This window comes from Streptomyces sp. NPDC096323 (assembly GCF_040302845.1).
In the GTDB taxonomy this organism is placed as follows: Bacteria; Actinomycetota; Actinomycetes; order Streptomycetales; family Streptomycetaceae; genus Streptomyces.
The window spans coordinates 1-22,788 of the sequence record NZ_JBEOSI010000013.1 but is presented as its reverse complement, the minus strand read 5'-3'; the positions used below and the strand labels follow the sequence as shown (position 1 = coordinate 22,788).

The following is a 22,788-nucleotide window of genomic DNA, read 5'->3' as shown; positions in this document are numbered from 1 at the left end:
CCTCGCTCGGGATTCCTGTGGACGCCTGGCCCGCGGGCCGGGTCAGCCGCTGGGCGGGCCCAGCAGGACGACGGTGTCGCCCGGCTCCGTGGCAGGGATTCCCGCGTCCGTGACCGGCGCGAGCCGTCCCTCCGGCCGCACCACGAACAGCAGCTGGTGACCGGCCGGGAGAGCGTCGCCGGCCGGCCGCGCCACCGCACGGGCACCCGCCTCGTACCGGCGGGCCAGCTCGGGGCCGGTGAGCCCGCCGCCGAACAGTGACTCCCCACCCGTGTACGGAGCCACCACCCCGTGGTTCGCGGACGGCGCCGCGAGACGGTGCACCGGGCCCTCGACGCTCTCGCGGAGCGTCGTCGAGGCGAGGGCGTTGAAGTCGTCCTCGTCCGTGAGCAGCAGCACCCCGGTGATTCCTTCGAGTTCCGCACCGGCGCCGGTGGCCGAGGCGAGCAGTTCGCCGGGCGCCAGCTTCAGCCCGGCCGCCGCGATCCGCTCCCGCTCCCGCTCGGCACCGGCCCACATCAGGACGTCCAGCCCCGCCGAACTCAGCGCACGCGCCAGGTCGACCGCCCACGGCGCGCCGCCGACGAGCAGGGGCCTGGACCGTGCCGGACGCAGCACCCCGAGCCGCCGGGCGACCGGGAACGCCGTCAGGCCGTACAGCGTGACCGTGGCGACGATGACGACGAAGGTGGCGGGCAGGATGCGCTCGGCGCCCGCGATGCCCTTGTGGACCAGTTCGGCCGAGAACGTGGACGCCGTCGCAGCCGCGACGATGCCGCGCGGTGCCATCCAGCCGATGAACCACCGTTCCCCGCGCGGTACATCCGTACGCAGCGTGGCCAGGTGGGCCACCAGGGGTCTGGTCACCAGGACGAGCAGCGCGACCAGTGCCAGCGACGGCAGCACCACGTGCCGCAGCGACGCCGGGGTGACCGTGGCCGAGATCGAGATGAACAGCAGACCGATGGTCAGCGAGACCAGGGTCTCGAAGAACGGCCGTCTGGCCGGGATGTCCAGGCCGGGCAGATTGGCCATGACCATCCCCATGAGGACCGCCGAGATCAGACCCGTGTCGTCGCGCAGCGCGTCACAGGCCGCGGCCACACCGATGACGGCGGCGATCTGCACGGATGTGCCCAGCTCCTCGCTCAGCCGCACCCGGCTCAGCACCAGCCACAGCACCGCCGCCCCGACCGCACCACCGGCCAGCCCCACGGCCGTACTGATCAGGAACCCCCCGACCTGGCTGCCGAAACCCTGCCGGCCGCTGGTGATCACACCGTGGAAGACGAGAGCCCCAAGAATGCCGCCCACCGGATCGATCAGGGAACCCTCCCAGATCAGGACGCGTTGAAGCCGCTCGGCCGGCCGGACGAAGTTGAGCAGCGGCCCGACGACGGTCGGACCGGAGACGACCAGGATCGCGGCGAGCATCACCGCCGCCCGCATCGACATGTCCAGGACCGGCACGGCGAACAGGGCTGCGGACACGAGGGTGAGCAGCGTTCCGAGCCAGAGCAGCCGGACCACGACGCGCCGCGTGTGTCCCGTGAGCCGCTTGAGCTCGAGGCCCAGCCCGGCGTCGTACAGGATCACCGCCACCGCAAGGGAGACCAGCGGCGAGAAGGTGGCGCCCAGCAGCCGTTCGGGGTTGACCGTGTCGGTGAGCGCCCCGGCGGTGAAGCCGACGGGCAGCAGGACGAGCAGCGCCGGGACGCGCAGCCGGCTCGCCAGCAGCTGCGAGGCGACCGCGAGCACCACGATCAGACCCAGACCCACCAGCACCTGATCGGCCGTCATGACCGTGCCTCCTCGGACGACATCCCGCGGTGCGCCGGGGTGGCGGTCGCGGCCCGCGGAACACCGCGCGCGACCACCTTCCGCGGCGTCGGCCCGGCACGACGGTCAGGCGCGCGCCGGGGGGCGGGTACGAGGCTGTCCTATCCATCCAATGGGCTAGTCACGGGGGCGGGGATCACTTCTTTTTCTCGTCCCAAGGAGTGCCGAGCCAGCTGTCGAACGAGCGGACCACCGCCGTGAGCGCGGCCGCCAGCCGCCAGTCGGCCCATGGGGCGTGCACCAGGACGTTGTCCTCGGACCGGTACTCCAGCGGGGTCTCGCCGTCCGCCCGCCAGACGATGCGCCGCGGCCCGCGCGGCACGTCGCCGCCGCCGGCGAAAAGGCTTCCCACTCCGATGGCCACCCACAGGGGGGACAGCAGCCACCACGCGTACCACCAGAAGATCCGGCCCTTGAGCCCGACGGCCACGGGACGGCCGGTCTGGGCCACCGTCCAGCGCGTGCGAAGGCCCTTGCCGGACAGGGCCTTCTCCCGGACGAGGGTGCCGAGGAGCTCCCCCTGCCCGCCCCACACCTGATATTCGGACACGCCCCCGCCCGCCGACGTGGTGACGAGCGTCGCCACCCGGGAACGGCGCTCGGGTTCGGCCCACAGCACGAAGGAGCGGGCGCCGTCCTTCCGCGCCGCGAGGTAGGCGGGTATGCCGCCCGCCGGCAGTTCGCGTTCCAGATACGCCACCACGTGGAACGGGCCCTGCGACTCGTCGACGACGACGTGGTCGAAACCCTCGGCCACGCCGGGCCGCACCTCGGGCCGGGCTTTCCCGGGCTTGGGAAGGGCCATCACTTTCAGGGCGCTGGTCACGTACGGTTCCTCCGTCGGTGTGGTCGGAAGTCGAAGCCTAAGGCCGTGTCCGCACCGGGTACCTGCGAAGATCAGGGCGTGGAACCACCGCAACCCGCCCCCGACGCCGAGCCGCTGCCCGGCACCACCGCGGCCACCGGCCGACGCCCGGTGCGCTGCCGCGTGTGCGGACGCCCGCTCACCGGCACGTCCTCGCGCCGCACCGGCCTCGGCCCCACCTGCGACGCCAAGCTCCACCCGGCCCCGCCCGGCATCCGCACCCGCCGGCACGAGGTCGAGCAGGACCCGCTGCCGGGCACCTGAGCGGCGAGCACTGCTGCGCCCGGCAGAGCCGGGAGAGCGGCCAGGCGGAGCGGGGTCAGGCGGGCTTCTCGCCCAGCCGCCGGAACAGCCCCTCCTGCACCACCGACACCAGCAGATTGCCCTCGCGGTCATAGATCCGGCCGCGCGCCAGACCCCGCCCTCCGGTGGCCACCGGGGACTCCTGGTCGTACAGGAACCACTCGTCGGCCCGGAACGGACGGTGGAACCACATCGCGTGGTCCAGCGACGCCATGTCGAAGCCGCGCGGTCCCCACAGCGGTTCCACCGGGATGCGCACCGCGTCCAGCAGCGTCATGTCGCTCGCGTACGTCAGCGCGCAGGTGTGCACCAGCGGATCGTCACCCAGCGGGCCGACCGCGCGCATCCACACCGCGCTGCGGGGGTCCGCGTCCTTGATCTCCTCCCGCGTCCAGCGCAGCCGGTCGACGTAGCGGATGTCGAACGGCTGGCGCCGCGCCATCCGCTCCAGCGCCTCCGGCAGACCGCCCAGGTGCTCGCTCACCTCTTCGGCCACCGTCGGCAGGTCCTCGGGATCCGGCACCACACGGGCCGGCGGCAACTGGTGCTCGAAGCCCGCCTCCTCCGGGCGGTGGAAGGACGCCGTCAGATTGAAGATCGTCCTGCCCTGCTGGACGGCCGTCACCCGGCGCGTGGTGAACGACCGGCCGTCCCTGACCCGCTCCACGTCGTAGACGATCGGCACCCCGGGACGGCCCGGCCGCAGGAAGTAGGCGTGCAGCGAATGCACCGGCCGGTCCCCGTCCGTGGTGCGGCCCGCCGCCACCAGCGCCTGCCCCGCCACCTGCCCGCCGAAGACCCTCTGCAGGGACTCCTCGGGGCTGCGGCCGCGGAAGATGTTGACCTCGATCCGCTCCAGGTCGAGCAGATCGACCAGACGCTCGGCGGGGTTCGTCATGCGCTTCTTCTCCACTCTCGCAGCGGCGCCTCCGGTACGGACGCGCTCACAACTGGCCCACGGAGGTGACCCGGACGACCGCCCGGCCCTCCTCGTCGGACGCGGCCAGGTCGACCTCGGCACTGATGCCCCAGTCATGGTCGCCGTTCGGGTCGGCGAACGTCTGCCGGACGCGCCACAGGCCGTGCTCGGAGTCCTCGTCGATCTTCAGCAGCTTCGGCCCCCGGGCGTCCGGGCCGGTGCCCAGCTCCTCGTACTCGTCCCAGTACGCGTCCATCGCCTCGCCCCACGCGTCCTCGTCCCAGCCCGCGTCGCCGTCCAGTTCCCCGAGGTCACGGACCCGGTCCAGGGCGGCCAGCTCGACCCGGCGGAACATCGCGTTGCGCACCAGCACCCGGAAGGCGCGGGGGTTGGCCGTGACCGGCTTGACCTCGTCGGCACGCTCCTGCGCCTGCTCGGCCGTCTCGACCTCGGGATTGGCGAGCTGCTCCCACTCGTCGAGCAGACTGGAGTCGACCTGGCGGACCATCTCGCCGAGCCAGGCGATGAGGTCCTCCAGGTCCTCGGACTTGATGTCGTCCGGGATGGTGTGCTCCAGCGCCTTGTACGCGCTCGCGAGATAGCGCAGCACGATGCCTTCGGTGCGCGCGAGTTCGTAGTTCGACGTGAACTCGGTGAAGGTCATCGCGCGTTCGTACATGTCGCGGATCACCGACTTCGGCGACACCGGATGGTCGCTCACCCACGGGTGACTCTGGCGGTAGACGTCGTACGCGTGCCACAGCAGCTCGCTCAGCGGCTTCGGGTACGTCACCTCCTGGAGGAGCTCCATCCGCTCCTCGTACTCGATGCCGTCGGCCTTCATCTGCCCGACCGCCTCCCCGCGCGCCTTGTTCTGCTGCGCGGCGAGAATCTGGCGCGGGTCGTCGAGCGTCGACTCCACCACCGAGACCATGTCCAGCGCGTACGACGGCGAGTCGGCGTCCAGCAGCTCGAACGCGGCGAGCGCGAACGTGGACAGCGGCTGGTTCAGCGCGAAGTCCTGCTGCAGATCGACGGTGAGCCGCACGATGCGGCCCTCCGCGTCCGGCTTGTCCAACTGCTCCACCACGCCGCCGTCGAGCAGCGAGCGGTAGATCGCGATGGCCCGGCGGATGTGGCGCAGCTGCGCCTTGCGCGGCTCGTGGTTGTCCTCCAGCAGATGCCGCATCGCCTCGAAGGCGTTGCCAGGACGTGCGATCACCGCCAGCAGCATGGTGTGCGTGACCCGGAAACGGGACGTCAGCGGCTCGGGATCGGACTGGATGAGCTTGTCGAACGTGGTCTCCGACCAGGCGACGAAGCCCTCCGGGGCCTTCTTGCGGACGACCTTGCGCTTCTTCTTCGGGTCGTCACCGGCCTTCTTGACCGCCTTCTCGTTCTCCACGACGTGCTCGGGCGCCTGCGCGACGACGAAGCCCGCCGTGTCGAAGCCCGCCCGGCCGGCCCGGCCCGCGATCTGGTGGAACTCACGCGCACGCAGCGTTCGCACCCGGGTGCCGTCGTACTTGGTGAGGGCGGTGAACAGCACCGTGCGGATGGGGACGTTGACCCCGACGCCGAGCGTGTCCGTACCGCAGATGACCTTCAGGAGACCCGCCTGCGCGAGCTTCTCGACCAGGCGGCGGTACTTCGGGAGCATGCCCGCGTGGTGCACACCGATGCCGTGGCGCACATAGCGCGAGAGGTTCTGGCCGAACTTGGTGGTGAAGCGGAAGTTGCCGATGAGATCGGCGATCTTCTCCTTCTCCTCCTTGGTGCACATGTTGATGCTCATCAGCGACTGCGCCCGCTCGACGGCCGCGGCCTGCGTGAAGTGCACGATGTAGACCGGCGACTGCCGGGTGTCCAGGAGCTCGGTGATCGTCTCGGTGATCGGCGTCAGCCGGTACTCGTAACTGAGCGGCACCGGACGGGTCGCCGAGCGCACCACGGAGGTGGGCCGGCCCGTGCGGCGGGTCAGGTCCTCCTCGAACATCCGGACGTCACCCAGCGTGGCCGACATCAGGACGAACTGGGCCTGGGGCAGCTCCAGGATCGGGATCTGCCACGCCCAGCCGCGGTCCTGCTCCGCGTAGAAGTGGAACTCGTCCATGACGACCTGGCCGATGTCCGCGTACTTCCCGTCACGCAGCGCGATGGACGCGAGGACTTCGGCGGTGCAGCAGATCACCGGGGCGTCGGCGTTGACCGAGGCGTCGCCGGTGAGCATGCCGACGTTCTCCGTACCGAACAGCTTGCACAGGTCGAAGAACTTCTCCGAGACCAGGGCCTTGATCGGGGCGGTGTAGAAGGTGACCTTGTCCTGGGCGAGAGCGGTGAAGTGCGCACCCGCCGCGACCAGGCTCTTTCCGGAGCCGGTGGGGGTGGAAAGGATCACGTTCGCCCCGGAGACCACCTCGATCAGCGCCTCCTCCTGAGCGGGATAGAGGGTGATCCCCTGCGTCTCGGTCCATGACGAGAAAGCCTCGAAGAGGGCGTCGGGGTCGTCGGTCGGGGGCAGCTGATCGATAAGGGTCACGCCCCCATCTTGCCTGTCTTCCACCCCGATGAGGGAACCGGACGACGGCAGAAAGATCACGGACGATACGCTTCCCACTCAACTCGGCCGCACCGCACCGATGGTGGCCGGAACTCGCGCTCGGGCACGACCCGGCGCACCTCACCACAGCTACGGGGGCGGACAGCCATGATGGGACCGGCACACTCTCTGTCAGGGGCGGCGGCCTGGCTGGGGGTGGGCGCGGCCGCGGCCGCCGCGGGCCACACCATGCCGTGGCCCGTTCTGGTCGTCGGCGCGCTGATCACCGCGGGCGCGGCGCTCGCCCCGGACCTCGACCACAAGTCGGCGACCATCTCACGCGCCTTCGGACCGATCTCACGCGGACTGTGCGAGATCGTCGACAAGCTCTCGCACGCCGTCTACAAGGCCACCAAGATGCGGGGCGACAAGAACCGCAGCGGCGGACACCGGACGCTGACCCACACCTGGCTGTGGGCGGTCCTGATCGGTGCGGGCGCCTCCGCGGCTGCGATCACCGGCGGCCGGTGGGCGGTGCTGGCGATCCTCTTCATCCATCTGGTGCTCGCCGTCGAAGGGCTGCTCTGGCGGGCCGCCCGGATGTCCAGCGACGTCCTGGTGTGGCTGCTCGGCGCGACCAGCGCGTGGATTCTCGCCGGTGTCCTGGACAAGCCGGGCAACGGCTCGGACTGGCTCTTCGACGCCCCCGGCCAGGAGTACCTCTGGCTCGGCCTGCCCATCGTGCTCGGTGCCCTCGTCCATGACATCGGCGACGCGCTGACCGTCTCCGGCTGCCCGATCCTGTGGCCGATCCCGGTCGGCCGCAAGCGCTGGTATCCGATCGGCCCGCCGAAGGCCATGCGGTTCAGGGCCGGCAGCTGGGTGGAGCTGAAGGTGCTGATGCCGGTGTTCATGGTGCTCGGGGGAGTGGGCGGAGCCGCCGCCATGAACGTCATCTGAGGCACACCGCGGTCTCCGGGTCGTTGCATGCCGAAGGTGGCGCCTTCCAGCCTTCAGCCGGAAAGGCTGGAAGCTGGAAAGCGCCACCCGGGAACACCCGGACGTGCCGGTCCCGTCAGCCGTGCCAGGACCGCCACAGCGCCGCATACGCGCCGTCCGCCGCCACCAGCTCGTCATGGCTGCCGAGCTCGCTGATCCGGCCCCGCTCGACGACGGCGATCACGTCCGCGTCGTGCGCGGTGTGCAGCCGGTGGGCGATCGCCACGACCGTACGGCCGTCGAGCACCCGGGCCAGCGACCGCTCCAGATGACGGGCAGCGCGCGGGTCGAGCAGCGACGTCGCCTCGTCCAGCACCAGCGTGTGCGGATCGGCCAGCACCAGCCGGGCCAGCGCGATCTGCTGCGCCTGCGCCGGGGTGAGCACCAGACCGCCCGAGCCGACCTCGGAGTCCAGCCCCTCGTCGAGCGCCCTCGCCCAGCCGTCCGCGTCGACCGCGGCCAGCGAGGCCCACAGCTCCGCGTCCCCGGCACCGGTACGGGCCAGCAGCAGATTGTCCCGCAGCGAACCGACGAACACATGGTGCTCCTGGTTGACCAGCGCCACATGTGTACGGACCCGTTCCGCCGGCATCCGGGACAACTCTGCGCCGCCCAGGGTGACTTCACCGGTCCGCGGGGCGTAGATACCGGCCAGCAGCCGGCCCAGGGTGGACTTGCCCGCACCGGACGGCCCGACCAGTGCCATCCGCGTACCGGGAGCGACGTCCAGCGACACCTGATGCAGCACGTCGAGACCGGCGCGGTAGCCGAAGCGGACCTCGTCCGCGCACACCTCACGGCCGTCCGGCGCGACCGTGTCGTCTCCCGCGTCCGGCTCGATCTCGCGGACCCCCACGAGGCGGGCCAGCGACACCTGGGCGACCTGCAACTCGTCGTACCAGCGCAGGATCAGACCGATCGGGTCGACCATCATCTGGGCGAGCAGCGCGCCCGTCGTCAGCTGACCGACGGTGAGCCAGCCCTCGATGACGAACCAGCCGCCGAGCATCAGGACCGCGCCGAGAATCGTCACGTACGTGACGTTGATGACGGGGAAGAGCACGGACCGCAGGAACAGCGTGTACCGCTCCCACGCCGTCCACTCCTTGATCCGCCGGTCCGACAGGGCGACCCGCCGCGCACCCAGCCGGTGCGCCTCAACGGTCCGTCCGGCGTCGACCGTCTCCGCGAGCATCGCGGCGACCGACGCGTAACCGGCCGCCTCCGAGCGGTACGCCGACGGAGCCCGGCGGAAGTACCAGCGGCAGCCGATGATCAGCACGGGCAGCGCGATGAGCACCGAGAGCGCCAGCGGGGGAGCGGTGACGGCGAGCGCGGCGAGCAGCAGCCCCGCCCACACCACACCGATGGCCAGCTGCGGCACCGCCTCGCGCATGGCGTTGGCGAGCCGGTCGATGTCCGTGGTGATACGGGACAGCAGGTCACCCGTCCCGGCCCGCTCCAGCACGCCCGGCGGCAGCCGGACCGAGCGCACGAGGAAGTCCTCGCGCAGATCCGCCAGCATCTCCTCGCCCAGCATCGCGCTGCGCAGCCGCATCATCCTGGTCACCACGGTCTGGATGACCAGCGCCACGGCGAACACCGCGGCGGTGCGCTCCAGATGGAGGTCGGTGACTCCGGCGGACAGGTCCTCGACCAGTCCGCCCAGCAGGTACGGACCCACGATCGACGAGGTCACCGCGACGCAGTTGAGCGCCGTGACCACGAGGAACGGCCGCCGATGGCGCCGCATCAGCTCACGGACGTAGGTGCGTACGGTCGTGGGGGTGCCGACCGGCAGGGTCGTCGCCGACTCCGGGGCGGCCGGGTCGTACGCCGGTGGTGCGACGCCGATCATGCCCTCTCCTCGATTTCCTCGATCGTCCCGATCGTGTCGATGTCTTCGTCCATGTCCGGTCCGGCGGCGGAGAGCGCTTCGCTCATGTCGGGGCCGGCCGCGGCGATCTCTTCGTCGGTCTCGCGGGTGACGACCGCGCGGTACAGCGGTTCGTCGCGCAGCAGTTCACGGTGGGTGCCCACCGCGACCACGGTGCCGCCGTGGACCAGCGCGACCCGGTCCGCCAGGTCGAGCAGCAGCGGTGACGAGGCGAACGCCACCGTCGTACGGTCCTTGCGCAACGCCTTGATGCCCTCGGCCACCCGCGCCTCGGTGTGCGAGTCGACGGCGGACGTCGGCTCGTCGAGCACCAGGGCCTCCGGGTCGGTCACCAGCGACCGCGCCAGCGCGAGCCGCTGACGCTGGCCGCCGGACAGGGACCGGCCGCGTTCGGTGATGCGGGTGTTCATGGGGTCGCCGTCCGTGTCGACGGACGCCTGGGCGAGCGCGTCCAGCACATCCCCGCACTGGGCGGCCGCCAGTGCGTCCACGGCGGCGATCCGGCCCGACGAGGGGACGTCCAGCAGCTCGCGCAGCGTGCCGGAGAGCAGCACCGGGTCCTTGTCCTGGACCAGGACGGCGCTCCGGGCCGCCTCCAGCTCCAGCTCGTCCAGGGGTACGCCCCCGAGCAGGACCGACGGCAGCGCGGGCGCCGCTGCGTCCTCCGCCTCGCCCTCCTGGGTCACGGCAGGCTGGGCATGGCCGCCGAGCCGGTCCGCGAGGCGGCCCGCCTCGTCGGGATCGCCGCAGACCACCGCGGTGAACAGGCCCTCCGGAGCCATCAGCCCGGTGGCCGGGTCGTACAGGTCACCGGCCGGAGCGGCGTCCACCGTGGACGGCCGGGCCACCCGGTTCAGCGAGAGGACCCGGACCGCGCGCTGAGCGGACGGCCGGGAGAAGGAGTACGCCATGGCGATCTCCTCGAAGTGCCGCAGCGGGAACAGCATCAGCGTCGCCGCGCTGTACACCGTCACGAGCTGACCGACCTCGATCCTCCCGTCCCGGGCCAGCGCGGCCCCGTACGTGACCAGCGAGATCAGCAGCACACCCGGCAGGAGCACCTGGATCGCCGAGATCAGCGACCACATCCGCGCGCTGCGCACCGCCGCCTTGCGGACCTCCTGCGAGGCGCGCCGGTAGCGGCCGAGGAACAGCTCCTCGCCCCCGATGCCGCGCAGCACGCGCAGCCCGGCCACCGTGTCGGAGGCCAGCTCGGTGGCCTTGCCCGCCTTCTCGCGCTGGATGTCGGCGCGGCGGGTGGCCCGGGGCAGGAGCGGCAGGACGCCCAGGGCGAGCAGCGGCATCGCGAGCGCCACGAGCACGCCGAGCGAGGGCAGATAGAGGACGAGCCCGACACAGATGATGACGAGGGCCGCAGCGGCCGCGACGAAGCGTGAGAGCGCCTCGACGAACCAGCCGATCTTCTCCACATCACCGGTGGACACCGCGACGACCTCGCCCGCGGCGACCCTGCGGGTCAGCGCCGAACCGAGCTCCGCGGTCTTGCGGGCCAGCAGCTGCTGGACCCGGGCGGCGGCGGTGATCCAGTTGGTGACGGCGGTCCGGTGGAGCATGGTGTCGCCCACCGCGATCAGCACGCCGAGCACCGCGATCATGCCGCCGGCCAGCGCCAGCCGTCCGCCGGACCGGTCGACGACCGACTGGACGGCGAATCCCACGGCGAGCGGCAGCCCCGCGATGGAGCACTGGTGCAGCAGGCCCCACGACATGGACGTGAGCTGTCCGCGTATCTGGTTGCGGCCGAGCCAGAGCAGGAAGCGAGGGCCCGACCGGACATCGGGATCGCCGGGATCCGAGTACGGAAGATCGCGAATGTGCATGACGTCCCAAAAGATTGTAAGGAGCCGGGACCGCGAGGGATCTCCGGAGGCACGTTCGGTGCAAGCGCGTGGGGGAACCAAACCGTACAAGCCTCGCTCTCCGCAGGGGCCGAGGCAAACCCTTTTACGCGCGGGGGTGGGGGCGGTTGCGGGCCGGTTCGACGCGCGCGGCGCGCCCCTGGCAGTCGATGGAGCCGTCCTTCGACTGCCAGGGGCCGCGGCTGTCCGGTGCCGGCTTTGCGCGTGGGCCGGGCCGGGCGGGGCCGGCGCGCGAAGTAAAGATTGGGCACGCATGTCGCCGGACCCCGGGGACAGGACGGCTGCGGACACCGGGTGGTGCGAGCATGGACGGATGCGTATAGCCGGTGCGGTACGAGTGGTGGCCTCGGCGGCCGCCTGCGGTGTCCTGCTCACGACGCTGACGTCGTGCGGTGACGGACAGGACCCGGAGAAGGGCGACGCGCGGTCGGCCGGCGCCCGGAAGGACAAGGACGCGGAACAGACCACCGGCCTGAAGTGGATCCCGGACGTGGGCGACCGGCTGCGGTCGAAGATCCCGCACAACTCCCGGCAGGTCGTCGCCGTTTACGGTGCGGGCAGGAACTCCGCGGACTCCACGGTCGTGCTCTACACCCGGACCGGCTCCACCTGGGACAAGGCCGCAGGCTGGAAGGCCCACAACGGCCGCAAGGGCTGGACCACCGACCACCACGAGGACGACAAGCGCTCCCCGGTCGGCGTCTTCACCCTCACCGACGCGGGCGGCGCACTGCCCGACCCGGGCGCGCTGCTCCCGTACAGCGAATCGGCCGCCATCCGCGCCCCGCGCTACTGGGCCAAGCCCTACTGGCACGACTTCGACTACGTCATCGCCATCGACTACAACCGCGTGAAAGGCACCGCCCCGAACGACCCGACCCGCCCGGAGGGTCAGTCCAAGGGCGGCAGCATCTGGCTCCACATGGATCACGGCAGTGGCACATCGGCCTGTGTGAGCCTGCCGAAGGCGGCCATGGTGAAGCTGCTGCGCACCCTGGACCCGAAGCAGAACCCGGTCGTGGTGATGGGGGACCGCGCCGCGCTCAAGGGCTGAGGGAGCGGCGCCCCGTCGACCGGAGCGGTGAGCAGGTGCGCGGGCATCCGGTCGGCCAGGGCCGTCAGCCAGGTGTGCTGCGGCATCCCGTTACCCGGAGGGTCAGCAGGTGCGCTCCGGCATCCCGTTCACCAGGGTGGTCAACAGGCCGCCGAGCACCTCGCGCTGATCGGCGGTCAGCGGGGCGAGGATCTCCTCCGCGGCCGCCCGGCGCGCGTTGCGCAGCGACCGGAGCGTTGCGATGCCCTCGTCCGTGATCTGGATCCGGACCACCCGACGACTGTCCGGATCGGAGGTCCGGCGCACCCGGCCGCTCGCCTCCAGCCCGTCGACCAGGGTGGTCACGGCGCGGGGGACGACGTCGAGACGCTGGGCGAGATCCGCCATGCGGGGAGGACCGTCGTAATGCGCGACGGTGCGCAGCAGCCGGAACTGCGCGGGGGTGATGCCGATCGGCTCCAGCTGACGGCTCTGGATGCGCTGGAGCCTGCGGGTCAGCCGCAGCAGCTGTTCGGCGAGCACGCCGTCTGGGTCGGGAGAATCCATACCGGGAACAATATCAGGACCTTGTTCATTGTGAGTATAGGTAACAATGAGCTAGGCTCTGATCCTGGCCGGTACGTGCAGAGCACGTACCCACAGCCGGCAGCACGGCCGTCGGCGGCCGTCCTGCCCACACACTGGACGCGCACGCTTCGCAGGCGCCCGCGCCCGCCCCTGCCGTTGTCGCACGCCTGACGAAGGAGCCCATGAAACCCGACGGACCCACGTGGACACCCCCGCCCCGGGACGCCGCCCAGCCGCCTGCCGAGCTGCGCCGCATCCTCCGCCTCTTCCACCCGTACCGCGGCCGCCTCGCGGTGGTCGGACTGCTCGTCGGCGCCTCGTCGCTGGTGTCGGTCGCCTCTCCGTTCCTGCTGCGCGAGATCCTGGACACCGCCATCCCGCAGGGGCGGACCGGGCTGCTCACGCTGCTCGCCCTCGGCATGATCGCCACCGCGGTGATGAACAGCGTCTTCGGCGTGCTCCAGACCCTCATCTCCACCACGGTCGGCCAGCGGGTCATGCACGATCTGCGCACCGCCGTCTACACACAGCTGCAGCGGATGCCGCTCGCCTTCTTCACCCGGACCCGCACGGGCGAGGTCCAGTCCCGGATCGCCAACGACATCGGCGGCATGCAGGCCACGGTCACCTCCACGGCGACCTCGCTGGTCTCCAACCTCACCGCGGTCATCGCCACGGTCGTCGCGATGCTCGCGCTCGACTGGCGGCTGACCATCGTCTCGCTGCTCCTGCTGCCTGTCTTCGTCTGGATCAGCCGCCGGGTCGGCCGCGAGCGGAAGAAGATCACCACTCAGCGCCAGAAGCAGATGGCCGCCATGGCGGCGACCGTCACCGAATCGCTCTCCGTCAGCGGGATCCTGCTCGGCCGCACCATGGGCCGCTCGGACTCGCTCACCCAGGGCTTCGCCGAGGAGTCCGAGCGCCTGGTCGACCTCGAAGTGCGCTCCAGCATGGCCGGCCGGTGGCGCATGTCCACGATCGGCATCGTGATGGCCGCCATGCCCGCCGTCATCTACTGGGCCGCGGGCATCGCCCTGCAGTCCGGCGGTCCGGACGTCTCGATCGGTACCCTCGTGGCTTTCGTCTCGCTCCAGCAGGGCCTCTTCCGGCCCGCCGTGAGCCTGCTCTCCACCGGGGTGCAGATGCAGACGTCCCTCGCCCTCTTCCAGCGGATCTTCGAATACCTCGACCTCACGGTGGACATCACCGAGCCGGAGAAGCCGGTGCGCCTGGAGAAGATCCGCGGTGAGATCCGCTTCGAGGACGTCGACTTCAGCTACGACGAGAAGAGCGGCCCGACCCTCAGCGGCGTCGACATCACCGTGCCCGCCGGTGCGAGCCTGGCCGTCGTCGGTCCCACCGGCTCCGGCAAGTCCACGCTCAGCTACCTGGTGCCGAGGCTGTACGACGTCACCGGCGGCCGGGTCACGATCGACGGGGTCGATGTGCGCGACCTGGACTTCGACACCCTCGCACGGGCGGTCGGCGTGGTCTCCCAGGAGACGTACCTCTTCCACGCCTCGGTCGCCGAGAACCTTCGCTTCGCCAAGCCGGAGGCGACCGCCGAGGAGATCGAGGCGGCGGCCCGCGCCGCCCAGATCCACGACCACATCGCCTCACTGCCCGATGGCTACGACACCCTCGTCGGCGAACGGGGCTATCGGTTCTCGGGGGGCGAGAAGCAGCGCCTGGCCATCGCCCGCACGATCCTGCGCGACCCGCCGGTGCTGATCCTCGACGAGGCGACGAGCGCCCTCGACACCCGTACGGAATTCGCGGTACAGGAGGCGATCGACGCACTCTCCGCGGGACGTACGACGATCACCATCGCCCACCGGCTGTCCACCGTGCGGGATGCCGATCAGATCGTCGTCCTCGACGCCGGCCGCACCGCGGAGCGCGGCAGCCACGAGGAACTGCTGCGACAGGACGGCCGGTACGCGGCCCTGGTCCGCAGGGACGACACCCGACTCGCCCCGGTGGCCGGCTGACCGGTCCGCGTCCGACCGGGCGCCGCAGCAGCCCCATGCTGCGCACCGCGTGTCGCCGCGAGCGGGGTACCGGCGGAGTGATCGGCGCGGAGGTAGCGTGCCCGCATGGTGAACGAGTCCCCGGACGTACCTCCCCGCCGCAGGCCCGGCCGCCGGGTCCGCCCGACCCGGCGCGGCCGTCTGGTGCTGCTCATGGGAGCCGTCCTCGTCCTCGCCGTGGGGGCCGCCGTACTCGTACCCCTGCTCACCACGGAGCCGAAGACCGAACAGCCCCGCACCCTCGTCATTCCGGAGGGGTGGCGGGCCTCGCAGGTGTACGCGGCCGTGGACAAGGCCCTCGGCGAGCCCGCGGGAACCACGGAGAGGGCGGTCGCGACGGCGGACCTGCCGCTTCCGGCCGAGGCGAAGGGCAACCCCGAGGGCTACCTCTTCCCGGCGACGTACCCGGTCACCTCGGGCACGACCCCGGAGAGCCTGCTGCGCTACATGGTCGACACGGCGGTGAGCCGGTTCGGCGCCGACCACATCACGGCCGGGGCACAGCGCAACAACGTCACCGTCTATCAGACGGTGACCATCGCCGGAATCGTCCAGGCCGAGGCGGACACCGTGGCGGACATGGGCAAGGTGGCCAGGGTCATCCACAACCGGCTCGACCGGGGCATGCCCCTCCAGATGGACTCGACGCTCAACTACGCGTTGAACCGCAGCACACTGGACACCACCACGGGCGACACGAAGATCGACAGCCCGTACAACAGCTACGCACACAAGGGGCTCCCGCCCACCCCCATCGGCAATCCCGGAGAGCAGGCGATGGCGGCGGCCATCGGCCCCACTCCCGGCCCATGGCTGTATTTCGTCACGGTCGCACCCGGCGACACCCGCTTCACCGACGACTACGCGGAGCAACGGCGCAACGTGGCGGAGTTCAACCGCAACCGCCGTGGCGCCGGCAACGGCTGAACAGCACACCGGCTCCGGTCGAGGAGCTCACGCGGGCACCGGTGCGGCCCGCTCCAGGAGCTCACGCGGGCACTGGTGCCGACCTCACCAGCAGCCGGCCGATGGCGCGCACGGCGGCGCGCCCCGCCCGGTTGGCGCCGATGGTGCTGGCGGACGGCCCGTATCCGACGAGATGGACGCGCTCGTCGCGCACGGCCTGCGTTCCCTCGACACGGATCCCGCCCCCGGGCTCACGGAGCCTCAGCGGGGCGAGGTGATCGACGGCGGCCCGGAAGCCGGTCGCCCAGAGAATGACGTCCGCCTCGACGGTGCGACCGTCGTCCCAGGCGACGCCGGCCGGTGTGATCCGGTCGAACATGGGCAGCCGGTCGAGCACCCCCGACTCGCGGGCATGCCGGACCGCGTCGGTGAGTGGCAGCCCGGTGACGCTCACGACACTCTGCGGCGGCAGCCCGCGCCGCACCCGTTCCTCCACCATGGCGACGGCTGCCCGGCCCTGCTCGGCGCCGAACGGACCCTCGCGGAACACCGGCGGCCGGCGTGTCACCCAGTAGGTCTTTGCCGCCACCTCGGCGAGCTCCATCAGATGCTGGGTTCCGGAGGCCCCACCGCCCACGACGACCACCCGCTGCCCGGCGAACTCGGCGGGCCCCGGGTAGTTCGCCGTGTGCAGCTGCCGCCCGCGGAAGGTTTCCTGCCCCGGATAGCGCGGCCAGAACGGCCGGTCCCAGGTGCCCGTGGCATTGATCAGGGCACGCGTCGCGTACGTACCCTCGGACGTCTCGACGAGCAGCCGCCCGCCCACGCCCTCGCGCACCGCGCTCACCTCGACGGGCCGGTGAACCCTCAGGTCGAAGCGTCGCTCGTACGCGTCGAAGTAGGCCCCGATCACCTCGGACGAGGGCTGGCTGTCGTCGGCCCCCGTCAGCTCCATGCCGGGCAGGGCGTGCATGCCGTGCACCTTGCCGTACGTCAACGAGGGCCAGCGGAACTGCCAGGCGCCACCCGGACTCGGGGCGTGGTCGAGGACGACGAAATCGCGGTCCGGTTCCAGACCGCTGCGACGCAGATGGTAGGCGCCCGACAGACCTGCCTGTCCGGCGCCGATCACCACGACATCCACCGAGCGCACCCCAATGTTGTTCACGCTTCTACCAACCGCATCGGTGACAAGGATCTTCCCGCGGGCCCCGTCACCCCTTCACCTCCCGTCTGCCTCCGGGCGACGCGACCACGCCGTCTCGACACGTGGACGCGCAATCCCGCGGTACGGGCAGGACAATGAGCCCATGTCCTCTGCCTTCAGCACCAGCGTCCTGAACATCACCACAGGTACGACGGAGACCGTCACCGACCTGACGTCCGCCTGCGAACAGTTCCTCACCCGGTCGGCCCCGGGCCGCGACGGCCTGCTCAACATCTTCGTCCCGCACGCGACCGCCGGGATCGCCATCCTGGAGACGGGTGCGGGCAGCGACGACGACCTGCTCTCCGCCCTGCACTCCCTGCTCCCCGCGGACGACCGCTGGCAACACCGCCACGGCAGCCCGGGCCACGGCCGCGACCACGTACTGCCGGCCCTCGTCCCGCCCCATGCGACGCTGCCGGTGATCGCGGGGCGACTGGAACTGGGGACGTGGCAGTCGGTGTGCCTGGTGGATACAAATCGCGACAATGCAAACCGCCAGGTCCGTCTGTCGTTCTTCGGGTAGGGCTGTGTCTGCCGTCACTGTAGGAGTGATGTCCGGCCGCACCAAGTGAGAGGGGCGGGAATCTCCGACATGGGGCGCAGTAACTCGCGCGTGATCCGGCGGGGCTCCCCGTGGCCGCCGGCGTCCGCGGCGGTGTCCGAGCCTGCTTCGTCGACGGCATCGACCACAACGACGATGGGAGCTCCCTGACGCCCGCGCCGGGTGAGCTCCTGCAGCAGAGCGGCGGGGCCGTCGGTACGGGTGTCCAGCGCGGTGGCGATGCGTTCGACCACCTCCTCCAGCCGTTTGTGCCGCGCGTGGACCGCGGCCGAGACGCACCCGGCGGGAAGCACGGTCGAGGCGTCGACATCGGAGAGGTCGAGACGAGCCCGGTATCCGAGGTCCGAAAGGGCGACGATCCGTCCGAGCACCGCCGACTTTCCGCATCCCGGGCTACCGGTGACCACTCTTCCGCGACCGTCACCCAGGGGCGAGGTGAGCCAGTCCACGAGTTCGGACAGCACTCGGATCCGGCCGCTGAAGTACAGGCCCTGCTCGGACTCGAACTCCACACCCCGCGACCGGGGGCTCGGTCGGGGCGGCACGGTTGCGGGTCCAGATGACGGTGCCACCGGTCTTGCACAACTGGTTGCAGGCCGATGGTGCCCTTGATGTCGCTGTCGGTGATGTTTCCCTCACGTTGCCTTCGTCATGGTCCCTCCTAAGGCGGCCGCCGCCCAGACGGCGCGGCCACGCCACGGCGGTGGGGACAGGTGCATCGGGGGAGCTCCTCCAGGAACGGTACGGGGGAGCTCGGACACTGGGCAGACGCCGTTACTCGGGCATTACCCACGCGGCTTGCCCAACCATGGACATGCCATTTCTCTGCTCAGCCGCCGTGCTTCGCGGCGCGCAACAGCGCTCGTGCCCACGCGGCCCGGCTCGTCCCGGCCGGGTAGGGAAGGCGTTCGGCCAGGGACTCGGCCCGGGCCAGCTCCTCCGCCCCCTCGGCTTCCTCGGCGAGCATGGACAAGGAAGCGCCGAGTACGATACGCGCCTCCACCTCGGCCAGATGTTCCCCGGTACGTTCCGCCCGCGACACCTCGGCCAGCGCGTGCTGCCGGGCGGATGCGGCCCGGCCGGAGAGGAGCTCCCCCCAGGCCGCCAGAACCGGTGCCTCGTCGCCGAAACGTTCCAGCACTCGCAGCACTGTGTCGGGACGCTCCATGTGCAGGGCAAGTTCCGCACGTGCGGTGCGCACCGCGTGGCTCGCCCGCCGGTCCCCGAGCGTCGTGGCGACCGACTGGGCGCGGTCCAGAAGGACCTCGGCGGCGGCTGCCTCGTTCAGGGCCCACCGGGCACGGGCCAGCGCCGCGAGCGCGTACGGGAGGCACCAGACCTCGGCCGGTTCCGCACCCGCGACGGCGGCCTCGGCGAGAGCCAGGGCCTGCTCGGGCTCTTCCAGGAGCAGCCGGAGTTCCGCGAGGTTCGCCCGCTCGAAGGCGGCGGCCGCCGGGCCGCCGGACCGTTCTGCGAGGCCGAGGGCGCGCTCTCCCCGGTCGATCGCCTCGTGCAGCCGGCCGGCGCGGCGCGCGTTCTCGCGCAGCATCGACAGGACCGACCCGAGCAGCGTGGGATCGCCGTAGGCCTCGGCGGGAGTCAGCGCTTTGTCGCCCGCTGCACGTGCCAGGTCGAAGTGGCCCGCGAGTCCCAGATTGCTGGCCTGCAGGACGAAGGCACGGGCCTTCAGGCCGTGGCTGGCATGTCCGGGCACCTCGTCCGCCGCTGCCAGGGCGCGTTCGGCTGCGGCGCACCCGTCGTCGTAATGTCCCTGGGTACTGAGAACGACGGAGAGCGTCAGGAAGTGACCCGCCGTCGGTTCGGGAGAGGTCTCCTCCGTCACGGGATGCTGCCGCAGTATGGCGAGGCCGGGTGCGGGGGATCCCGTTCTGACCAGCATCTCCGCCAGCAGTGCCGCAGCGAGGACGCGATTGTCGTGATCGCCCAGCCGTTCGAACTCGGCCAGGGCGGGCCGCAGGGCGCCGACGGCCTGCTCGAAGTGGCCCATGCTGCGCAGCACCTGAGCGTGCGCGAGCCGGGCGCGGCCCGCGTCGACATCGAGCCGGGCTATCAAGTCCCGGTAGTAGCGGTCGGCCGTGTCGTTCGCGTACAGGGCCGCGGCCCGTTCCGCCGCCAGGCGCAGGTACTCGGCCGCGCGGGCGTCGTCCGCGCGCGCGAAATGGGAGGCGAGTGTGTCGACGGCGTCGGGGCGGCGCCGGCGCACCGCCTGAGCGAAGGCGCCGTGCAGGTGCCTGCGGCGGATGGCGGACAGCCGCTCGTAGCAGGTGAGGCGGACCAACGGGTGCCGGAAGGCGATGCCCGTCTCATGCCGTCCGGTCACGACGACGGTCCGCTCCTCGATGAGTGCGGCGCCGATGGCCTCGTCCAGAGCCGCGATCGCCGCAGCCCCGGAAAGGGGCGGGTGCAAACCGTCGGCGGCCACGTCGAGCAGCTCGGACAGTGCCGTCTCGGCCCCGCCGACGGACAGCGCCTCCACCACGCGGCGCGTGTTCCCGTCGAGACGGGCGAGCTTCTCCGCCACCAACTGCCGCACCCCGTCCGGCGCCATGTCCTCAGGGCCGTCGACGCCCAGGTTCCGGGCGAGTTCGCTCGCGAACAGCGGGTTGCCCAGAGACAGTTCCCACACCCGGGCCAACCGGTCCGCGGCGGCAGCCCCGGCCGCGTCGCCCACCGCGGGTGCGGCATCGCGCGCCACCGCCAGGCACGCCTCCCGGTCGAGGCGCTGGACGGTCTCGTGCACGACCTGTGGCTGCCGCAGCAGAGCGGTGAGATCCCCGACCCGAGGACCGGAGTCGGCGAGCTCCTCGGCCCGGTACGTCACCAGGACGCGCAACGGGAATCCGGGACGGGAGGCGTGGCGTGCCAGGTGGCTCAGCAGTCGGTACGAACCGGAGTCCGCAGCGTGCAGATCGTCCAGGACCAACAACACCGGTTGAACGGCGGCGAGTTCGGCGAGCAGGCCGGCCGTCGCGCCGAACAGTCGGTCGCGTTCCTCCTCCGGGCTGCGGTCGCCGAAGGACCGCACCTGACCCAGCGACGGCAGGAAGGCCGCCAGTTCCGGATACTCCGAGCCCACGCGGGCGCGTTCGGTCACGTCCCGTTCGGCCAGCCAGCCGTCTAGCGCCTCCGCGAAGACGCCGTAGGGGGTGTGCCCCTCCGCGTCGTGGCCGGCGCCCCACAGCACGGCCGATCCGGAGGCGGCGGCGAGCCGGGCGGTCTCGGCCACCAGCCGGGTCTTTCCCACCCCGGCCTCGCCCGTCAGTATGCGTACCGGCGCACCGTCGGTGGCGAGCAGCCGGTGCAGCAGCTCGTCCCGGCCGCGCAACGGGGCCACGTCCGGGCTCTGCAGCGGCGCGGGCAGGGCCACTCGGGCCGGCCCCGGTTTACGCGTGGTGGCCAGGGCGAGCCGGTGCAGACGCTCCGTCTCCGGACCGGGCGCGACGCCCAGGTCGGCCGCGAGTGCCTCACGGCACAGGTGGTACTGGCCGACCGCACGCCGTCGCAGACCTTGGCGTATGTAGGCGTCGATCAGGATCCGGTGCGCCGCTTCCTCGGCCGGGCTGGATCGCAGAAGCAGCTCCGCTGCCGCAGTCGCCTCCGGGATCGCGCCCCGCTCCAGGTGTGCCGAAGCCAGTGCCAGGCGCATCTCGTCTCTCAATGCGGTGAGCCGTGCCCGACGCGACTCCGCCAACGGAAGGTAACGGTCCTCCGGCAACAGCTCGCCCGTGAACAGGCCCAGAGCGTCGTTCAGGGCGCCGGGGGCTTGCGAAGCCAGTGCGGACTCGGCGGTCTCCTCGGCATGGTCCGTGTCGACCCATACGGTGGCCGGGTCGAGCGAGAGCATCGCCCCGTCCGACACGAGGTACGACGAGGCGGCGCGAGGGGCCAGTTCGGGCTCCAGCGCGCGCCTCGCGGCGTGCAGCGCGACACGGAGATTGCCGGCCGCCGCGTGCGGATCGGTGTCCGGCCAGCACAGGTCCATGATCTGCTCACGGTGCAGCCGATGGCCCGGCGTCAGAGCGAGCAGTTTGACCAGAGTCTGGGCCGTCAGCCGCGGCCATCGCCCGGCCGGCTCGGGAAAACCGTCACGCGATACCCGGAAACGGCCGAAAAGGTGCAGACGCAGCAAAGGGGCGACGCGGTGACCGGTGGTGGGGGGTGTTTGCTGCGTGTTCATGGGGGTGCCACTTTAGTCGAGCAGCCTGAGTTCGCCGGGCCCGGGGCGCGATGCCGGGCAGCAGCCTCGGCCCCCGTGAGGCCTCCGCGATCTGCCCTTTCCTGTCGGCCGCCCACCGTGCGGCGACCGGGCGGGCGCGGACCGGCCCGAGCCGGATCACGCCGCCGTGGCCGGTCGGATCAGGGGGTGACCATGGGGAAGTCCGGGTCCGGGGCACTGAGGTGGCCGAGGAGCTCGGTGATCTTCGCCGCGTCCCCGGTGATGGTGGCGCGGCCGGCAAGTTCCGACGGGGGGAGGCCGCCCAGCAGGACGGCACGCAGCGCGGCCTCGTCCAGAGCCAACTCGACGTCGGGGGAGGAGACGGCCGGTCCGGTCCCGGCGATGTGGGTGAGCACGCCGTTGTGCAGCCGCAGGGTGAGGGGCTCCCCGCCCGTCACGTTCCAGCGCACGGTGATGTCCGCGTCCCAGCTGCGAGGACCGTCGACCCGGATGGACAGAGCGTCGAAGAGCTGGTCCAGCGTCAGCGCGCGGAGGAGGTCCGCCGACGCGGCGTGGCCGGCGACCAGCCGGCTCTGCCGCCACAGGCTCGGATTGGCGGTGGGCGGGCAGTCCTGCGCCAGGAATCCGTAGGCATCGAGATCCCATACGGCCGTCCCGTCCGTCGTACTGACCTCATCGCTCTCCGCCGTTCCCATGAACCCGCGCCGGGCGTCGTCCATGTCCTGGGTGTCATCGAACGGGAATCGCTTCGTGACGCCTCGGCCGCCACCCTTGGGTCGCCAGGGTTGCAAGTCCCGGCAGACCCGCGCGGGGTGAGGGAGCCTGAGCCTCTCGATCAAGCGGACGGCGGCAGGCACGGGAGTTCGTGCCTGCCGCCGGTGCGCCGGTTCGTGCCGACGGGTGTCAGTCGAGCCGCGCTAAGGGTTGTCCCGCAATTCCTGGTGGATCAGCGCGCGGCGTCAGATGCGGTGCATCGCAAGGCGGAGAGGCGCCCGCATACTGGATGTATTCGGGCGTTTC

17 protein-coding genes are annotated in these 22,788 nt (G+C 71.4%); 6 read left to right on the top strand and 11 right to left on the bottom strand.

Annotated features, from left to right (window positions below; genetic code table 11):
* Nucleotides 1-42 precede the first annotated feature (42 nt).
* Together ABTX18_RS30860 and ABTX18_RS30855 are read right to left on the bottom strand one after the other, a co-directional pair.
* Nucleotides 43-1,800 carry a cation:proton antiporter gene (locus ABTX18_RS30860; RefSeq protein ID WP_352126090.1) on the bottom strand — a complete coding sequence of 586 codons (1,758 nt, stop codon included), beginning with the start codon at nucleotides 1,798-1,800 and terminating at the stop codon, nucleotides 43-45.
* Nucleotides 1,801-1,975: 175 nt separating this feature from the next.
* Complete coding sequence (locus ABTX18_RS30855; protein WP_352126089.1) at nucleotides 1,976-2,665, bottom strand: hypothetical protein; 690 nt, start codon at nucleotides 2,663-2,665, stop codon at nucleotides 1,976-1,978.
* Nucleotides 2,666-2,743: 78 nt separating this feature from the next.
* On the opposite strand from ABTX18_RS30855, the gene ABTX18_RS30850 reads away from it, so the two are divergent.
* Nucleotides 2,744-2,968, top strand: a complete 225-nt coding sequence (locus ABTX18_RS30850; RefSeq protein WP_352126088.1) for a DUF6011 domain-containing protein — start codon at nucleotides 2,744-2,746, stop codon at nucleotides 2,966-2,968.
* A gap of 55 nt (nucleotides 2,969-3,023) precedes the next feature.
* On the opposite strand, the gene ABTX18_RS30845 is transcribed toward ABTX18_RS30850, so the two are convergent.
* Together ABTX18_RS30845 and ABTX18_RS30840 are read right to left on the bottom strand one after the other, a co-directional pair.
* Nucleotides 3,024-3,905 carry an acyl-CoA thioesterase gene (locus ABTX18_RS30845; protein ID WP_352126087.1) on the bottom strand — a complete coding sequence of 294 codons (882 nt, stop codon included), beginning with the start codon at nucleotides 3,903-3,905 and terminating at the stop codon, nucleotides 3,024-3,026.
* A gap of 46 nt (nucleotides 3,906-3,951) precedes the next feature.
* The gene (locus ABTX18_RS30840) at nucleotides 3,952-6,465 is read right to left on the bottom strand and encodes a DEAD/DEAH box helicase (RefSeq protein WP_352126086.1); all 2,514 of its coding nucleotides are present in this window, start codon (nucleotides 6,463-6,465) and stop codon (nucleotides 3,952-3,954) included.
* A gap of 168 nt (nucleotides 6,466-6,633) precedes the next feature.
* Here ABTX18_RS30840 and ABTX18_RS30835 point away from each other — a divergent pair, with 168 nt between their 5' ends.
* Nucleotides 6,634-7,425: a metal-dependent hydrolase gene (locus ABTX18_RS30835; RefSeq protein ID WP_352126085.1), complete on the top strand. Its 792-nt coding sequence runs from the start codon at nucleotides 6,634-6,636 to the stop codon at nucleotides 7,423-7,425.
* Between the two features lie 115 nt (nucleotides 7,426-7,540).
* Here the strand turns inward: ABTX18_RS30835 and ABTX18_RS30830 are convergent, their stop codons facing one another.
* Together ABTX18_RS30830 and ABTX18_RS30825 are read right to left on the bottom strand one after the other, a co-directional pair.
* A complete protein-coding gene (locus ABTX18_RS30830) occupies nucleotides 7,541-9,322 on the bottom strand; it encodes an ABC transporter ATP-binding protein (RefSeq protein WP_352126084.1) in 1,782 nt (593 codons plus the stop codon).
* Nucleotides 9,319-11,202 carry an ABC transporter transmembrane domain-containing protein gene (locus tag ABTX18_RS30825; RefSeq protein ID WP_352126083.1) on the bottom strand — a complete coding sequence of 628 codons (1,884 nt, stop codon included), beginning with the start codon at nucleotides 11,200-11,202 and terminating at the stop codon, nucleotides 9,319-9,321. Before ABTX18_RS30825 ends, ABTX18_RS30830 begins: the two co-directional genes overlap by 4 nt.
* 352 nt (nucleotides 11,203-11,554) lie before the next feature.
* Between ABTX18_RS30825 and ABTX18_RS30820 the strand changes: the two genes are divergently transcribed.
* On the top strand, nucleotides 11,555-12,295 hold the full coding sequence (locus ABTX18_RS30820) for a L,D-transpeptidase family protein (RefSeq protein ID WP_352126082.1): 741 nt from the start codon (nucleotides 11,555-11,557) through the stop codon (nucleotides 12,293-12,295).
* 102 nt (nucleotides 12,296-12,397) lie between these two features.
* Here the strand turns inward: ABTX18_RS30820 and ABTX18_RS30815 are convergent, their stop codons facing one another.
* A complete protein-coding gene (locus ABTX18_RS30815) occupies nucleotides 12,398-12,841 on the bottom strand; it encodes a MarR family winged helix-turn-helix transcriptional regulator (protein WP_352126081.1) in 444 nt (147 codons plus the stop codon).
* A gap of 203 nt (nucleotides 12,842-13,044) precedes the next feature.
* On the opposite strand from ABTX18_RS30815, the gene ABTX18_RS30810 reads away from it, so the two are divergent.
* Both ABTX18_RS30810 and mltG read left to right on the top strand, forming a co-directional pair.
* Nucleotides 13,045-14,853, top strand: a complete 1,809-nt coding sequence (locus ABTX18_RS30810) for an ABC transporter ATP-binding protein (RefSeq protein ID WP_352126080.1) — start codon at nucleotides 13,045-13,047, stop codon at nucleotides 14,851-14,853.
* Nucleotides 14,854-14,958: 105 nt separating this feature from the next.
* The gene (mltG, locus tag ABTX18_RS30805; RefSeq protein WP_352126079.1) at nucleotides 14,959-15,819 is read left to right on the top strand and encodes an endolytic transglycosylase MltG; all 861 of its coding nucleotides are present in this window, start codon (nucleotides 14,959-14,961) and stop codon (nucleotides 15,817-15,819) included.
* Nucleotides 15,820-15,880: 61 nt separating this feature from the next.
* Here the strand turns inward: mltG and ABTX18_RS30800 are convergent, their stop codons facing one another.
* Entirely contained in the window at nucleotides 15,881-16,951 is a 1,071-nt protein-coding gene (locus tag ABTX18_RS30800; RefSeq protein ID WP_352126247.1) for an NAD(P)-binding domain-containing protein, read from the bottom strand.
* Between the two features lie 157 nt (nucleotides 16,952-17,108).
* Here ABTX18_RS30800 and ABTX18_RS30795 point away from each other — a divergent pair, with 157 nt between their 5' ends.
* Entirely contained in the window at nucleotides 17,109-17,531 is a 423-nt protein-coding gene (locus ABTX18_RS30795; protein WP_352126078.1) for a secondary thiamine-phosphate synthase enzyme YjbQ, read from the top strand.
* Between the two features lie 14 nt (nucleotides 17,532-17,545).
* On the opposite strand, the gene ABTX18_RS30790 is transcribed toward ABTX18_RS30795, so the two are convergent.
* The 3 genes from ABTX18_RS30790 to ABTX18_RS30780 all read right to left on the bottom strand — a co-directional run bounded on the left by ABTX18_RS30790 (nucleotide 17,546) and on the right by ABTX18_RS30780 (nucleotide 22,487).
* Nucleotides 17,546-18,082 (bottom strand): AAA family ATPase, encoded by a 537-nt coding sequence (locus tag ABTX18_RS30790; protein WP_352126077.1) that lies wholly within the window; start codon nucleotides 18,080-18,082, stop codon nucleotides 17,546-17,548.
* A gap of 317 nt (nucleotides 18,083-18,399) precedes the next feature.
* Nucleotides 18,400-21,768: an ATP-binding protein gene (locus ABTX18_RS30785; protein WP_352126076.1), complete on the bottom strand. Its 3,369-nt coding sequence runs from the start codon at nucleotides 21,766-21,768 to the stop codon at nucleotides 18,400-18,402.
* Nucleotides 21,769-21,947: 179 nt separating this feature from the next.
* A complete protein-coding gene (locus tag ABTX18_RS30780; RefSeq protein ID WP_352126075.1) occupies nucleotides 21,948-22,487 on the bottom strand; it encodes an alkyl sulfatase C-terminal domain-containing protein in 540 nt (179 codons plus the stop codon).
* Between the last annotated feature and the right edge of the window lie 301 nt (nucleotides 22,488-22,788).